This window comes from Mesorhizobium sp. M1088, from assembly GCF_040318575.1.
In the GTDB taxonomy this organism is placed as follows: Bacteria; Pseudomonadota; Alphaproteobacteria; order Rhizobiales; family Rhizobiaceae; genus Mesorhizobium.
The window spans coordinates 1-15,298 of sequence record NZ_JAMYMO010000031.1 but is presented as its reverse complement, the minus strand read 5'-3'; the positions used below and the strand labels follow the sequence as shown (position 1 = coordinate 15,298).

The window sequence follows — 15,298 nt, the reverse complement described above, 5'->3', positions numbered from 1 at the left end:
GAGCGTCGTTTCAGCGCGGTAGGCCGCGTTCGGACCGTAGCCGCATCGTATTGGCGCTATCACAATCTCTCCTGACTACTGGCCCGGAGCTGAACAACGCGACCGTGCGTGGCCAAGGCCCTCAAGCTTCGAGTCTGGAGGGTCGTGCTCTGCCGGAGTCGGCGGGACTCGATCGCATTAATCACGTTGGGGTCGTCACGGATGGTAGCGGGTTAGCGGTGAGGACGGCCGCATCTTCAGCTTTTTCAGTCGCTCTGGCCCGACCCGGGTGGCGACCGAGCGGTCTTTGGGCTGGTCAATTCCGACAACGCTCACACTCGCACCAGGCGGTCCCTGTAGGGCCTGGGCATAGGGACACAGAATGACAAAAGCAGGAAATCCGGGAGAGTTCACCGGGCCGGCACATGCCGGCACTCATCCTGGCCTTTTTCGCCACGATCATCGTCGAGCTGACGATGGCGGTATTGGCGAGCCGCAGCTGGACCGGCTTCGTCGTGCTCCCATGTCGCCAGCCAAGAATTCGCAAGGCGCAAGAGGGCAGGGCGCAGGCGGCGCTCGGGATGGAGCGCCTCCCTGCAATCGCAAATGGCGAGATCGCTACCCCCTCCGGACCGGAACGGCAAGAAGCTCAAGCTAGACTTTGTGGCGTGAGCGGACGATGACGACGAGCCTGGCGGCAGCCAACGCAGTCATGATGTCCATCTGCTCGTCCCTCAGCCCGAATGCCTGTTCAATCATTCGTGGCCAGGCTTTTCTGGAGGGGCGAAGCGAGTGATGCGTGTCCAAAACTGGACAGCGGCAGAAAACATGTCGGGTTCAATACAACCGGCCATCTTGGGAGATCGAGGCTTTTGACAGCGAAATCAGGAGGTTACTGCGCGCTGAGCGCGCTGGCACGGCCTTTGCGAATTGAGATGCGGCAACACTGAGGGAAAGCTCGCTGCACGCAGACGCGCGAGACAAGCGATGCTCTCCTCTCCTTGAACCCGTGTGCCCCTCTCTAAGAGGGAAACAAGCTCGCGCATAAAGTCACGCAACCTTTGGCCATAGCTTTGGAGAGCAACATGGTATTGCAAATCGAGTCACCGGCTCCTTCGATCAAAGTGGAGAGCTGGCTGCGTGGCGAGCCCCTCACGAACTTCCAGCCCGGCAAAGTGTATATCGTCGAATTTTGGGCAACTTGGTGCGGACCATGTGTGTCGGCGATGCCCCATCTGATGCAGCTCCAGGAGAAATACAAGGACAGCGGACTTGAGGTCGTCGGGATCGCGGCTGATGAAGACGCTCCAACGGCGGTCGAGGCCCGAACCAAGTTGGACGCGTGGTTGACCGAAAAGTGCTCGAATCTGAACTATCGGATAGCGTTCGACTACACAGGCGAAATGAACAAGCTTTGGATGGAATCCAGCTTTTCTGTCGGGATTCCGACCTTGTTCGTGGTCGACCGAGACGGCCACATCGCCTTTGTCGGTCATCCGACGGAACTCGATGAGGTCTTGCCGAAAGTGCTTAACGGCAGCTGGCGCACCAGCGATCAAGCAAAATCCGCCGATACGGAGCGGATCGCAAGAGACGAACCCATGGCGCGCGAACAAGCGTTGAAGAAGCCGATCTGGAGTTGCTACAGGCGTTGGCCAACTACAAGGATGAGAAGGTTTGTCACGGCGCTCTCTGCGCGGCACCGCAAAAGAATTTTTTGCCGAAGGTGTCAAAGCGCCGCCGGTAAAAGGGGGTGACGGTTGGAATGTGTACTGGCCAATTCGTCCATTTCCCTGGCGCGGCCGCAGCAAGTCGGTTCCATGCAGCACAGTGTGGATCGCTTGCAGCGGGTTCGAGGCTCCAATCTTGCGATGACCTCCGGCCGCATCACGGCGGAAGCGATGCTCGACGCGAATTCCGGCCGGGTAGAAGACCTCGCAGTCGAGGACGTGTTCAAGGTCGGCCACTGGGACATCGATTGCGTGGAATCGGCCGCTCGGAGCCGGGCGCCGGCTGCGCAATTGTGGCCGAAGTAGGCGTCTCCGAAAAAAGAAATCGTCCATCGAGGAACAGGACTGCAATGAGGAGAATATGAAATGCCTGAAGCCGCGGTCAGCCCTGCTGTCAACGAGGACGAGGCGGCGCTTGCCACCCCGTTCGTAAAATGCCTCGTGCGGCTGATCCGTGCCCTCGATGCCTACAGGTCACGGGAAGGCAAATCGACGCCACGCTGCTGGCCGACTTCATCGTCACCAGAAAACAGCGCCGTGCGATCCCCATCATCGGCGATCCCGATCCAGACGTGCTGTGGAGGCTCGACATGTATTACACCGCCGTGGGGCTTGCGATCGAGGAGCGCTCCGGCCTGATGACACCGCCAATGATTGAGATGAAACCCATGGGGGCTTCGGACGATTGCTTTTCACGGCCGGGCGGTTGGTCGCTCTGTCGAGACATTCACCGGTTCGGCTTCGAGACGTTCAGGAAGCTCGCGGAGGCCGGTACGAAACTGGTCGACGATGCGACTGCAGCCATTGAAGCCTATCCCGACGTGGCACGGGCGTGAAACGATTTCGAGGAAGGATCTATGTCAAAGCTAGATGAGATGGGGAAGAAAGTCCGAAAGCTTCAGCTGCGCGCGGCAGTTGCCAAGATGAAATTGCGCGACCTTGCAGAGAATCTGCCGGGAAAATGGACGGAGTTAGAGGATGTTGCCGAGGAAACGTCGGCCGTTTTTGCCGAGTTGGATGGTGCCAAGAGAGCGCTCGCTGCAATGAAGAAGTTACGATGACGAGCACATTCACCACCCGCGACGGCTCCGGATGGGTGCCGGAATATCTCACCGCTATAGACCGCACGACCTGCATCGGCTGCGGCCGCTGTTTCAAGGTCTGCTCGCGCGAGGTCATGCATCTTTACGGCGTCGATGACGCGGGTGAAATCCTCGGCGCCTGCGACGACGAGGATGACGATTTCGATGGCGAGCTCAATCGCATGATCATGGTCGTCGATCATGCCGGCCGCTGCGTTGGCTGCGGAGCCTGCGCCCGCGTCTGCCCGAAGAACTGCCAGACCCATATTGCGGCCGACCAGGTCGCAGCATGATCTGAGGAGACAAAACCAGGAGAACGGCGTTGCCCTTAAAAATCTTTTGTCGCGTCTTGGGGCTGGTGCTGTGCAGCAACGCTCTGATTGTCTACTTCGCTTCTCATTCCATCCGCACAGCAGTCGTCACGACGCTGGCTTGCTCGTTGCTCCTTCAGTTGGCCTATTTCGCAAGCGTGCTCTTTCTGATCTGGCGGTCTGGCCGCGTTAGCCGAGCTGGCCAAAGGGCTGAGCATTTCGACAGTTGCAGGGAAGTTGGATCCGAGCCACCAGACCTTGATGAGGTGACGAATGAATCCGCAGGTTTACTCCAGCGCGACCAAATGTTGGCCATATCGCTGCTGCCTTGAGGTGCCATGACAAGGTCAGAGCTCAATGGCGCAAATTTTGGACCAACCATAAACATCGAGCAGATATTAGAAGGAATACTGTGCTTGAGAAGTCGATAGTGACCGCAATCCGGTCGTTCTAGTTAATCCAGGATATACAGTTCTTGAATGCCACGCATTGGGTAGTCTCTCGCACGCTGGCGTGCGGTTGCAACTCTCAATGACGAACGAGGCGCTGGAAATAGTAATGGGACTCTCCTGGCGCCGGATAATCCAGATGACGTCAAATCAAAGACGCCTCTAGAATGAATCGTGAATGGCTAATTCAGCTCATCGCGTGTTGCCGGAGAGAACATGCTGGAAAAGTTCGAACGCTATCCGCTCACATTTGGACCCACGCCCATCGAGAAGCTCGACCGCCTCTCCCAGCATCTGGGGGGCAAGGTGGAAATCTACGCCAAGCGCGAGGACTGCAACTCCGGTCTCGCATTTGGCGGAAACAAGCTGCGCAAGCTCGAATACATCATCCCCGACGCGATCGCGTCAAACGCTGATACGCTCGTCACCATCGGGGGTGTGCAATCCAACCATACGCGCATGGTCGCCGCGGTCGCCGCCAAGATCGGCATGAAATGTCTCCTGGTTCAGGAGAGCTGGGTACCACATGAGGACGCCGTCTACGACCGGGTCGGCAACATTCTCTTGAGCCGGATCATGGGAGCAGAAGTGCGCCTTGTCGACAAGGGCTTCGATATCGGCATCCGCCGCAGTTGGGAACAGGCGCTCGATGAGGTCAAGTTAAGGGGCGGCAGGCCCTACGCGATACCGGCCGGGGCCTCAGTTCACAAATATGGCGGGCTTGGGTACGTCGGGTTCGCGGAGGAAGTGCGCGCCCAGGAAAAACAGCTTGGGTTTGGCTTCGACTACATCGTCGTTTGCACGGTTACGGGCTCGACGCATGCCGGCATGCTCGTCGGGTTCGCCAAGGACGGTCGACAGCGCAACGTACTCGGTATCGACGCCTCCGCCACTCCCGCCCAAACCAAGGCGCAGGTGCTAAGTATTGCCCGGGATACTGCGAAACTCGTCAAGCCTGGCATGGAAATCGTGGACGATGACGTGGTGCTGCTCGAGGGATACGCGTCTCCCGGCTACGGCCTTCCGTCCGAGGCAACGAAGCAGGCCATCCGCCTGTGTGCGCGGCTCGAGGGTATAATTACCGATCCCGTCTACGAGGGCAAATCCATGCAAGGGATGATCGACCTCGTCCAGAAAGGCTTCTTTCCAGAGGGATCGAGGGTGCTCTACGCGCATCTCGGCGGCGGGCCGGCCATCAACGGGTACAGCTACACCTTCCGCAACGGCTGACGCTCGACAGATTGCGATTTGGCCGTCCTGCCGTGCCGGCGATGCGCCCAAAGTTGGTTCGAGGGCCGCCCAGCAAACCGGGAGCCGCCGGTTGATTGCCGCCCTTGCGAAGCTGACTGAGTTCATTTGGAAGATTTTGACCGATGGAGTTTTGCTAAGGAAATCGAAAATTCGCCGAGAGTATTAGCGTGGAAACATTAGAATTCTAGTTGATAGGAAGTATCGTTAGGACATAACTCAATATCTTCTGGCAGGAGAAACGACGTCCATCAGAATTAAGTGCAGCTAACTTGTTATTTGAGAGTTCAGGATTGGCCAGGAGCATCAGAAAAGTGGATGGATCCGATGATCTTACAGGAACTGGGCTCTGCCATCCCGGGCGGCAGGGTTTTGGAAATAACGACGACAACCGGCTGCATCGTCGGATGTTCTTATTGTCCGCAGGACAAGTTCGCCCATCGGCAAAGAGCGGTCTCTCATGTGAAGCATCTTCGTCTTGAAAATTTCAAGCGATGTCTGGCGCGCGTACCAACTTCCGTCGACATTAGTTTCGCCGGATACTCCGAGCCTTGGCTCAATCCGGATTGCACCGAAATGGTCGAGCACGCTTACGCCAGAGGCCATGGCATCCGGATTTTCACGACACTTGTAGGAATGAAGGGGCGGGATCTACAACGGCTGCGAGCGCTGCGCTGGAGGGTATTCGTGATCCATGTTTTCGATGATGGCGCGTATATGAATGGCTGCCTTGTCGGAGACAAGTATCTCGCTTTGATTCGTCAAGTGGTCGACACAGACATTGCCTCGATTCGGTTTATAGTCCTGGGCGAGGTCCATCCGGATATCGCCGGGATAATCCCCGCCGAAGCGCTAGTTCGCGCGCGGCCTCTGAGCAGCAGGGGTGGAAGCGTCGACCGGAAGGTCGTCGAACCACGGCAGCCAGTCGTCGGAGCGCTGACATGCGTTGACGGACGGCAGTATCGGAATGTTCTTCTCCCGAACGGTGACGTTACGCTCTGCTGCATGGATTTTGAACGGCGCCACGTATTGGGCAATCTTCTGCGCGACGAATACGGAGATCTTTTTGAAGGGCCAGTTTTTTGCGAAGTCCTCGATCGCATGAATGGGACGGACGGCTTTCTGCTTTGTAGGATGTGCGAATATGCCCATCCAAAGGCGTCCGCATGCTGATTGGAGGTCGGCGAACCGCCTGAAAGCGCGTGAGCGAATGTCGATCCTCTTGAGACTGCCTAAGGCGGGCCTCGCGTGGACCCGGTCGATGGAGTCTAGTCGCCTAGTTTTTACGCGACTTCGACAGATCCAGTGGTCGCATCTCCCAGCACAAAGTGGTCAGGTAAACTTGTCTGGTCCCACCATACAGATTGCAATATTCTCCGTAGTAGTCTGCTTTTCGAGACCCTGATCCTCATTCAGGCATAATTTGGTCGAGACGCTTCAGAAGCGGTCCGAAAGCGGCTCCGACATCGAAGAACGCCGATTATCGCCGCTACGCCGCTCGCTCGCTACAGCGCTGTTGAGGGCGCGCTCGCGAGCGGCTTCGCTACCGCCGAGCTACACTCCGAGCCGGGGCACGATGTGGTTCGTGTTGCTGCCGAATCGGCCTGCACACCTTAGCATGCTGCTGCATCGCAGAAGCGCCTGTCACGCATGAGCCGGTGCTATCGCTGAGCTTGATAAGATTGGCAGGGCGTTTCGCCGAGTACACGTGCGTCAACTACCAAATACCGTAGTATCGACGCCTCCCCGAAAACTCTAGAACGGAGCTCGACCAACGCTTAGACGAGAGATATCGCCGTGCAGAGCAACGTGACTACGGTAGAGGAGGTTTCGAAGTGCGTCAGTGCAGCAGTTGAGCTGCCGCGCCAGTGCGGTCTCCCTTTTGGGGCGGACCTTTTTGAAGAGCGTGTCGGCGTTACGAACACGTTCCTGGGAGGTCACGACCGTCCAAAGTTCCGCCTGGGCCGTTCCGACCTTCAAGTGAAGCTGAAAACAACCGCAACAAACCAAGCATTTAATCACTTGCTCGTTGAACGCGGCGCGACATGCAGAGGGACCCTGAAATGAACACCGACGTTTTTGCAGCTCATGAGTCTAACGTTCGTCGCTATGGGCGATCGTTTCCCGCGGTCTTTACGAGAGCCCTTGGGGCGACAATCTGGGACGAGGCCGGCAACCCATATATCGACTTCCTCGTAGGGTCGGGCGCCCTCAACTACGGACACAACAACCCGAATATTATTGCACCGGCAATCGAATATCTCGTCGGCGAGAACATTCTTCTGTCGCTTGACATGTATACGGCTGCGAAACGTGACTTTATTGAAGCGTTTGTTGATTCGATCCTGAAGCCCAGAGGCCTCTCTTACAAAATACAATTTCCTGGGCCGACCGGCACAAACGCAAACGAGGCGGCGCTGGCCCTGGCGCGAAAATATACCGGCCGCCCGAGCGTAATGGCCTTCTCGAACGCGTTCCATGGCATGTCGCTTGGCTCTCTGGCGGTATCGGGTTCGGCGTCAACTAGGGATCTGGGCGGCGTCGCTCGCCACGATGTGATCCGTGTCCCTTATGACGGATATCCGAACCAAGATTTCGATTCCGCGGGCTACATAGACTTCGTATTGGGCGACCCAGGGAGCGGCATAGAAAAGCCCGCCGCAATCATCCTGGAGACCATCCAGGCAGAAGGCGGCATGAACGCCGCATCCGCAGCTTGGCTTACAGAAATTCAGCGGATTTGCCGTAAGCACGGCGTGGTTTTGATCGTCGACGACATTCAGGCAGGTTCGGGACGAACGGGCGATTTCTTCTCGTTCGAGTTCGCGAAAATCGAACCCGACATCGTGTGCCTGTCGAAGTCCCTAAGCGGTTCAGGTAGTCCGTTCTCGATTGTTCTCATTCGCCCCGAAATAGACATATGGAAACCCGGAGAACATAGCGGGACTTTCAGAGGCAACAATCTCGCCTTTGTGACTGCGCGGGCCATGTGCAAGATGTGGTGCGATAGGCAGTTTACTGCTGGCGTCGAGCAGACAGCCGCCAAACTGCAAAGGCACCTCGATCGCCTCGTTGCGAAATTTCCCAAGTGCATCGAGCAAAAGCGCGGCCGCGGTCTGATGGCCGGCCTCAAGTGCCGTTCGCAGGCCGTTGTCGGCCGTGTGCACGATGTCGCATTCGAAAATGGCCTGCTGATCGAATCTTCAGGACCAAATCGCGACGTCATCAAAGTCCTCCCACCGATAACCATCACCGATGACGAACTCGATCATGGCATCGCCATCCTTGATCACGCACTAAAGGAGCAAGCCAATGGAGACTAATCAAGTATCCCAAGCCCCAGCCATCTCGCCAGTCGAGATCAGAGTACGAACCGGCTCGATCAGCACTGCGGACATCATCTCAGTTCTGAAAGGTGAGATCACCGCTCTGCACATCAGGCAAGCTTTCAGTACGGAAATAGCGGAAGAAATCACTGCGAACTTTATTGACAGTCCCGGTCGCAGGGAGCGTAAAGATGGGGTGCCCGGACAATATGTCGGCGCGTCCCACTACAGGAAGGATGCAGCCAGCTATTTCACAGCATCGGCAACTGTGCGACCATACGTCGACGCCCTTTTTGGCAATTTGGTTGATCCGGTCCGATCCCTATTCGACGCGTTGAAGCGCGAGCTTCACAAACAAGGCATTGAATTGCGGCTGGCCCGCTCGGCGCACGGTCAGGCTAATGTCTGTCGCGCTCTCAGCTGGTCTGGCAGCGGCACGTTTTCCTTGGACCCCCACGACGACGTCGCTCAAGTGTTATGTGCAGGGAACGATTACGAGCTTTCTGCGGTGGCGCACAACACCGTCGCAGCACTCAACTTCTACCCCAGCATGCCCGAGGAAGGTGGCAATCTGCGGCTCTGGAGCCACAAGCCGACAGTCACCGACCGAAAGTCTCAACGTGTGGAGACTACGGGCTATCCCTATTCGGCAGCCTATCTCGAGGGCGTTCCTTGTCGCGACTTCCAGCTCAGGGCGGGGGATATCGGCCTGATCGATGGCGGTTTCGTTCACGGGGTCACCGGTCAATCCGGCAACGGAAAGCGTCGCCTGGTCCTAAACAGCTTTTTCGGATTTGCGCGGCCGGATCTTGTTCTCTGGTGGACCTGAAGTTGGACTGACGGCTTTGCCGATGGTGAAGGTATCACATCCGTCGCAACGGGGACGAGGCCCCTTTAGTCACAGACTTTCACCCTGACCCAAAGACCGACATTATCATGTATCCTTGGCGCTTGAGATGCTGCCGGTCTCCGACACGACCGCCAATTACCTGTACGCGTCACTGCCTATTGCGCAGGTGATATAAGGAGGTTTTTTCCTCACTGCTGATCACAGGTCGGTATAGACTCAGAAAGTTCAGCCACAGACTGTTTGTTGCCGAACGTTTCATGAATGTTGGCAGCTCCCAGCGCTCCATTGTTCCCGGTGCGGAGGCGAACACGCATCGCCAGACGATGTTGGGTAAGGCAGACGCAACGCGAGAGATGATCGAGGCAATGTATACTTCTTCGCAGATCGATTGGGCGTCTACCTGCGTCAGTGTGCAGTGCACCGCTGCTCGCCTTCGACCTTTTTCGAACTGGACCGACTTAGTGCACTCACCGCCCCGACAGATGAAGGTTCCTTGCACAACCGATGCTAAAACGGGCAGATGGTAAGAGTGCCTTTCTCCGCAACAGAACGATCGTGACTTAGGCATGACATTTTTTGCATGAGATTTTCAATGCTGCTCTTTACAATTCGATAATGCCAAATTTTAGCGCCTTTATAGCTGCTGTTGTTCTGCTAACAGTATCCGTCTTTCTCATTACGTTTTTAATGTGAAAGTTAACAGTGTTTACAGATATACCTATAATCTGCCCTATTTCCCACGACGATTTCCCTTTCGCCGTCCATAGGATACACTCCTTTTCTCTTGGAGAAAGGGTAGGTGTCTCCTCGATGCCGCTAATCCGCCGGCGTTCCATAGTCTCTGCTCCGCAGCCATTTGCACAGGAGGGTGTCACTGGCGCACAAAGCTGCCGGGTTGTAAGGCTGCGGCTCTACGCGCCGTCCTGGGCAGCTCTGCATCGATACAGCTCTACCATCTCATTGCGATTGGCGAGGTTATTTTAACTTAAAGTTATGTTTCGCCATCATCATGCGAGCGCAACATAGGAAAAGCAAAGTCCGTATTCTGATTTTTCTCGTTGAGTGCTTTTAATAATGAATATCGATGTTGAAACTATTTTACAGACCACATCAGTTAAGTCGGTGCGAGAAAACATTCGAAACGCAGCGACCGCACATCGGGTGTCAAGCTAAAGCGTATCGCGATTAATTGGGCCTCATATCCGGCAGCCTTGTCGGGACCAGAACCTGCTCGACATAGGGCAGGAACACTTACCGTTCATGGCACCACCTGCGCTGGTGGGGCCAAGCAAGCAGTCCCAGACTGTTCCTATTCGCCACAGGGCGGAAGTGGTATGATCGAGCAATCGATTAGGTCGATGGCACGCTGAAGTATGGCCTCGGTCCGAGTACGGTCGGGCGAAGCGGCGATGACATGTCCGATCATGTCTCGGTAATCGCCTTTCCGGATGATCGGGGTCCCGGGTTCAACATAAAATCTGACCTCGACAACACCCGGTACAGCAGCCGCCCGACCGGCCCCCTTGACCCGATCGAGGATGCCGTCGCGATCAGGAACTAAGAACCGCGCGGCCGAAGTGTGCGAATGCCTTGCGCGCAGATCGCATTCGTCACCGATGACAAGCTTGACGTGCTCGTTGATGATATCGACACCGTAGGCCAGTTGAATCAGCCGAGGGGTGGTCCAACCCGGAAGACGCGCATTGACTTCTATTACGACTGGGCCACGCTTCGTCCATCGGAATTCAATATTCGCCGGCCCCCAGCCAAGACCGAGAGCTTGCAAGCAGTTCAGCGAAACATCGGCAATACGCTGATGCTCCTCATCAGTCAGCGGGGCCGGAAACATGCTCTCGCAAGGGACGAAATGCGGTGGGGGGTCGAAATCGGCGGCACCGTCCGCAATAACCGCGTTTCCTATCGTGGTTGCTTCATAGAATGGGCCCTGTGCGAATTCTTCGACCATTATCTTCGGCGAAGAGCGCCTTATGTACGTCCCCTGCAACAGATAGGTTGTATGCTTGGCTAACTCATCCATATCGCGGCACAATCGGACGCCGCTGCTGCCGCTGCCTTCGGCTGGCTTAAGAATCACCGGCAGGCCGATCTCCGCGGCGGACCTTTCTACCTCCAGCGCATTTGCTGCTAATCGGTAAGCAGGCACTGGAACGCCGGCCTGCGCGAGGAACTGACGTTGAGTAAATTTATCGCTACATCGTTCAATCGATGCAGGGTTTGGTCCCGGTAGATCGAAATGCCGGCAGAGCTTGGCAACTGTCACATAGAGCGACTCATCGCCGCCCGCAAAACCAGTGATGCCGGCCACATTATAGGCCGTACGCAGCTGAGAGCATACGTGCATCAGCGCATCGAAATTGTCGGTATTGACCCGGATGGCCTCAATGCTTTCCGCCGCAAGATAGTCGTAGTGAGTTGGATCAGCCGCCAGGGTAATTGGATGAAGTCCAAGACGCTGGGCGGCTTGAACGTATAGAAGACCACTAGTCCTATGACCTTCAACCAGGATGAGTGCTCTTCTTGGCATTGGCTGTTGTACCTTTCCCCGCGTGCGATGCGGTAGTCTGAGCGTAAATCGGCATCAGGTTTTCATTCGGGCATGCATGTTTTCTATAGTTCCCGGGCCAGCACGGATACTACCGCATCTGATAGTTGCCGTACGCGCTCGTGGCCCACGAAAGCGTCCTGGCACCGAGACAGGGCACCTCCAACATCCAGCACAGTATGCTGGACGCAGCGTCGCATCATCGAGGTGCTGCTGGACCACAACAACCTCTTGTCCTCGAAGGCGCGCTACACCAAGGTCTCGAACAGCCTCATCCGCCGTACGGAGAGCCCGCTCGACCGCCTGCAGCGCGAGGTGGTGCCGCCCGGCTGAGCATCCTCGCCAAGCCGCCGAAATTGGAGGTGGCGGATATTTTCCGCCGCCACGGCGAGGCGTATCGACAGGCCCATGACGGCCATTTCGGACGCATCGGTCTGTTGGCGCATGGGTCTCCTGGGCGGTCTCTTGCGTTGCGGCCATGCACTCACCTGCCATCTCGTTGGCGGCGCGCAATAGTTGCCGCTGAGATCTGGGGATCCTGAAAAGCATCGCGCTTGAGTTCGCGGAAAATCGTTGAGCGGTGCCGTCCGGCCCCTCAACAGAGCTCAGCGCCGATTGACTGCCCCACGAACTCCTATGCTCCCCTACAAAAACGTCGGGCCCCCGACACTACCTGTCGGGTTCGTCGAGTCCGCGACCCGGCGCGGTGCGGCCTGTGTCCTGCCGCACGCTTCATGGAAGCCCATGAATAATAGCCAGAACATTTCTCCTTCGGCTCGATCCGCCAAATTGGCACGAGGTTTGCTCCTTTCGGTGCGAAGGAGCAGCTGCCGACCGGATCGTCATGGTCTGGGTAACTGCGCGATCGATAAAGAACAACAACGTCGGCTCTCGAAGGCGGGGATGCGGTTCTGCATCTCGCGGCGGAGGAAGGTTCGGTGAAGAGCTCGAACTCGAGAACGTGCCGCCATCAATGGCAGCTTGAGCTTCAATCAACTTCAGGAGGAAAACGATGAGCAAGTTCCTTGGCCTTTATGTTGATCACCAGATGACCTCGCCTTTCGCAATGGCGCAGCATTCGGCGAAGATCAAACCAATTGCGAACGATCTTGCGAGAAGCGGAGTTTTCCTGGTCACAACCTGCTTGCGAGTTGAGATCTATGGTCAGGAGCACGCACTAAGAAATATTGATAACACGATATTTTCTGACTTTTCGTCGGAACGAATTGAAGGTGCGGCCGCTATTACTCAGCGTCTCGCCGAGATTGCGTCCGGCGCTCATTCCCAGATCCTCGGCGAGAATTACATCAGCGATCAGCTCGCGAAAGCTATCGAACTTCTTGATCCAAACCTTCCGATTTTCCAGATCGCACGGCTGGCAATTGATATAGGTCGTGCATCGCGCGAGCGGCAGCGGTTCATTGCACCGTTCAACTACGATCAGATCGTCCGAGACATCATAGCTGATCGATTTCCGAATGGAGAGCTACCCGACCGCCTTTACATGATCGGGGCGGGTATGCTGGGTCGCGAGCTTATCAGGAGTGGTGTGGGAGACCGATTTCGTTCCACGGTAATCGTAACGCGGAACCCTAAGAACCTTCGCAAACGTCTCCGCGCCTGGACTGACATAGATGTCGCGCTCACGCGCCCGGCAGAGATTGGGCACGCAATCGAACCACGGTCGATCGTTGTGATCGCAACAGCGGATGTCAATGATGAATATCAAGCCATTCTTCAGAACGCACTTCTGCGATTGGAGCCGCGAACCATAGTAGATCTGTCATCAATCCCGGTGCTGTCAAAGGCCGCTGTCAGGAAACTCAACTATATTACCATGTATGACGAAGAGTTTCTCCAGTTCATTGATCGAAACAATAAGCATCTGGCTCCGAAACTTCCGCTCTTGTTTTCCGATATTGAGGCAACACTCCGAGCAGCGCAAATCTATATTTCCGCAAAGGCGCCGTAGCCTCCACAGCGGCATACACTGATTCGGCGATTGGAGAATAATGATGCTCATGGTACTGAAAGATACGGCGAACCGGTCACGGCGCTGCCCAACAAGGGCCCGCATTCGATGAGGGTGGGACCGCAATATGCCGGAGCTCTGGGCGACCTGCCAGAGCGTGGTCTCGCTGACGCTCGCCAAACATGAGGTACCGGTCGCCATCGTCTTGCGGTTGTTGTGCCGACACTTGGATCAAAGATCCCGAGCGCCCGCAGTTGGTGTCCGCGATTTTCTGAAAGACGCCATCAAAATCAGCCAGCCAAACGCGGTCGATAGGTCTTGCTCGGCCGGCGCCAATCGATCCCGTCCAAAAGCAGCGAAAGCTGCGCCTTGGTGAGCGACACGGTGACCTGCTCCTTGGTGGTTGGCCAGGTCAAAACAACCATCGGTAAGCCGCTTTGTGAACAGACAGAACCCCTGGTCGTCATGCGCCAGAATCTTGATGATATGACCCTTGTGTCCACGAAGCAGAAGATCGCGCCAGTGTGCGGGTCGAGCGCGAGCACCTGCTGCACCATCCGCGCCAGGCTGTTGATCCCGCTACGCATGTCGGTCGCGCCGCAGCACAGGTAAATCCGGTCGGTCGGCACCACCGTGGCCGGGTCCGGGCAATCGGCGACGGGGCGTTCGACACCGGGCAGATCGGTCACGTCGATGCGCGCGAAGGTTGCCATCGCCTGATCGGCATCAAGCTCGCCGCCGGCCATCTGCTTGCGCCAGGCATAGAGCTGTGACGGAGCTACGCCGAACGCTTCCGCGACCTCGGTCACCGACGGCTCTGACGCACTCTCGCTGCGGCCACAGCCTAAGTTGCACCGATGAGGCGCGCCTGGAGCAGATCAATCTTGGCGCGGCCGTACATTTGGCGCTTGATGAGCTTGAGCTTGGTGATCTGGCCTTCGGTCTGGCCATTCGACCACGGAGAGATAATGGCGTTGCGGACCGCGGCGATGTCCTTTTGGACCCCGTTTGCAAAGGAGCCGACGAGGCTTGCCTTCGCGCCCTCGAGCCAAGCGTCCAGCTTTGCGACCGCCTTTGATCGGATCATCTGCTGAAAGTCGTCGATCAGCGTTCGCGCGATGGTCAGGTCAGGTACATTGCTCTCGATTGCCGCGACCAGCAGGGCGTCGGATTTGGACAGGTCGTCGCGCGCCAGCGTCATGAGCCTGGCGATGGTTCGCGCCGAGGGAGTGCGGGCAAGCGCGCTTTGATCGGCCTTTTCGGCCAGCCGTCGGCGTCGCGCCCATTCAGAGACGACGCCGATCTGGCCGCGGAAGCCCTTCTCGCGCATTTCGCGCCAGAGCGCCGATGCATTGCGCGCGCCTTGCCCCCAACGGCTGTCCAGCCAGGGGAGCCATTCCTCGAGCGAGTTTTGTCGGACGCGGAACACATCGCAGCGCTGGCGGCGCAGGACGCTACGGACGAGCTTGCGGCTATGCCCGGTCCGCTTGACGATCTGCTTGATCGGAATGCTCTGCTTCGACAATTGTAAGCGATGCGCCAAGGCACCTTGCAATAGGCTGATAAACATGGAGCTTTCGCGCCATGACATTGGAACATGCGAGGGGCGATATGGTCGCCGAGATCAGCGGCGGCGCGCCGGCCGAAGATTGTGCAGCGATGCCCGGGCGCGTGCGGCAACGAAGGCTGTGGAGTTGCACTGAGAAGCGCGCGTTGGTCGACCTGGCGAGCGCGGCGGGGTCGTCGGTGCCTGAGGTCGCGGAAGCGTTCGGCGTAGCTCCATCCCAG

The 15,298-nt window shown here is 57.0% G+C and carries 15 protein-coding genes and 3 pseudogenes; 14 read left to right on the top strand and 4 right to left on the bottom strand.

Annotation, left to right across the window (positions count from 1 at the left end; all coding sequences use genetic code 11):
* The first annotated feature begins 404 nt into the window (after positions 1 to 404).
* The 11 genes and pseudogenes from NKH49_RS25860 to NKH49_RS25810 all read left to right on the top strand — a co-directional run bounded on the left by NKH49_RS25860 (position 405) and on the right by NKH49_RS25810 (position 8,954).
* Positions 405 to 662 (top strand): hypothetical protein, encoded by a 258-nt coding sequence (locus NKH49_RS25860; protein WP_352928488.1) that lies wholly within the window; start codon positions 405 to 407, stop codon positions 660 to 662.
* 402 nt (positions 663 to 1,064) lie between these two features.
* A pseudogene (locus NKH49_RS25855) lies at positions 1,065 to 1,676 on the top strand (TlpA disulfide reductase family protein); the annotation flags it as partial.
* 123 nt (positions 1,677 to 1,799) lie between these two features.
* Positions 1,800 to 2,015, top strand: a complete 216-nt coding sequence (locus tag NKH49_RS25850; RefSeq protein ID WP_352928486.1) for a hypothetical protein — start codon at positions 1,800 to 1,802, stop codon at positions 2,013 to 2,015.
* 128 nt (positions 2,016 to 2,143) lie between these two features.
* Complete coding sequence (locus NKH49_RS25845; protein WP_352928484.1) at positions 2,144 to 2,545, top strand: NifX-associated nitrogen fixation protein; 402 nt, start codon at positions 2,144 to 2,146, stop codon at positions 2,543 to 2,545.
* A gap of 21 nt (positions 2,546 to 2,566) precedes the next feature.
* The gene (locus NKH49_RS25840) at positions 2,567 to 2,770 is read left to right on the top strand and encodes a CCE_0567 family metalloprotein (RefSeq protein WP_352928482.1); all 204 of its coding nucleotides are present in this window, start codon (positions 2,567 to 2,569) and stop codon (positions 2,768 to 2,770) included.
* Positions 2,767 to 3,084, top strand: a complete 318-nt coding sequence (fdxB, locus tag NKH49_RS25835) for a ferredoxin III, nif-specific (protein WP_352928481.1) — start codon at positions 2,767 to 2,769, stop codon at positions 3,082 to 3,084. The genes NKH49_RS25840 and fdxB overlap by 4 nt, the downstream gene beginning before the upstream one ends.
* Before the next feature lie 65 nt (positions 3,085 to 3,149).
* Complete coding sequence (locus NKH49_RS25830) at positions 3,150 to 3,434, top strand: exopolysaccharide production repressor protein (protein WP_352928533.1); 285 nt, start codon at positions 3,150 to 3,152, stop codon at positions 3,432 to 3,434.
* 333 nt (positions 3,435 to 3,767) lie between these two features.
* Positions 3,768 to 4,781: a 1-aminocyclopropane-1-carboxylate deaminase gene (locus NKH49_RS25825; protein ID WP_352928479.1), complete on the top strand. Its 1,014-nt coding sequence runs from the start codon at positions 3,768 to 3,770 to the stop codon at positions 4,779 to 4,781.
* Positions 4,782 to 5,117: 336 nt separating this feature from the next.
* Entirely contained in the window at positions 5,118 to 5,972 is an 855-nt protein-coding gene (locus tag NKH49_RS25820) for a radical SAM/SPASM domain-containing protein (RefSeq protein WP_352928477.1), read from the top strand.
* Between the two features lie 890 nt (positions 5,973 to 6,862).
* Positions 6,863 to 8,122: a diaminobutyrate--2-oxoglutarate transaminase gene (gene ectB, locus NKH49_RS25815; protein WP_352928475.1), complete on the top strand. Its 1,260-nt coding sequence runs from the start codon at positions 6,863 to 6,865 to the stop codon at positions 8,120 to 8,122.
* Positions 8,112 to 8,954 carry a 2OG-Fe(II)-dependent halogenase WelO5 family protein gene (locus NKH49_RS25810; protein WP_352928474.1) on the top strand — a complete coding sequence of 281 codons (843 nt, stop codon included), beginning with the start codon at positions 8,112 to 8,114 and terminating at the stop codon, positions 8,952 to 8,954. Before ectB ends, NKH49_RS25810 begins: the two co-directional genes overlap by 11 nt.
* A 623-nt stretch (positions 8,955 to 9,577) precedes the next feature.
* Here the strand turns inward: NKH49_RS25810 and NKH49_RS25805 are convergent.
* A complete protein-coding gene (locus NKH49_RS25805) occupies positions 9,578 to 9,811 on the bottom strand; it encodes a helix-turn-helix transcriptional regulator (RefSeq protein WP_502907938.1) in 234 nt (77 codons plus the stop codon).
* Between the two features lie 473 nt (positions 9,812 to 10,284).
* Positions 10,285 to 11,520 (bottom strand): ATP-grasp domain-containing protein, encoded by a 1,236-nt coding sequence (locus NKH49_RS25800; RefSeq protein ID WP_352928472.1) that lies wholly within the window; start codon positions 11,518 to 11,520, stop codon positions 10,285 to 10,287.
* Positions 11,521 to 11,724: 204 nt separating this feature from the next.
* Here NKH49_RS25800 and NKH49_RS25795 point away from each other — a divergent pair.
* Both NKH49_RS25795 and NKH49_RS25790 read left to right on the top strand, forming a co-directional pair.
* Positions 11,725 to 11,871: pseudogene (locus NKH49_RS25795) on the top strand (tyrosine-type recombinase/integrase); the annotation flags it as partial.
* Between the two features lie 679 nt (positions 11,872 to 12,550).
* Complete coding sequence (locus NKH49_RS25790; RefSeq protein WP_352928470.1) at positions 12,551 to 13,510, top strand: hypothetical protein; 960 nt, start codon at positions 12,551 to 12,553, stop codon at positions 13,508 to 13,510.
* Positions 13,511 to 13,800: 290 nt separating this feature from the next.
* Here NKH49_RS25790 and tnpB read toward each other — a convergent pair whose 3' ends face one another.
* Complete coding sequence (gene tnpB, locus NKH49_RS25785; RefSeq protein WP_352928468.1) at positions 13,801 to 14,319, bottom strand: IS66 family insertion sequence element accessory protein TnpB; 519 nt, start codon at positions 14,317 to 14,319, stop codon at positions 13,801 to 13,803.
* A gap of 35 nt (positions 14,320 to 14,354) precedes the next feature.
* Positions 14,355 to 15,038, bottom strand: a pseudogene (locus tag NKH49_RS25780) (ISL3 family transposase); the annotation flags it as partial.
* Positions 15,039 to 15,094: 56 nt separating this feature from the next.
* Between NKH49_RS25780 and NKH49_RS25775 the strand changes: the two are divergent.
* The coding region (locus NKH49_RS25775) for a transposase (protein WP_502907936.1) at positions 15,095 to 15,298 on the top strand (204 nt) is incomplete at its 3' end.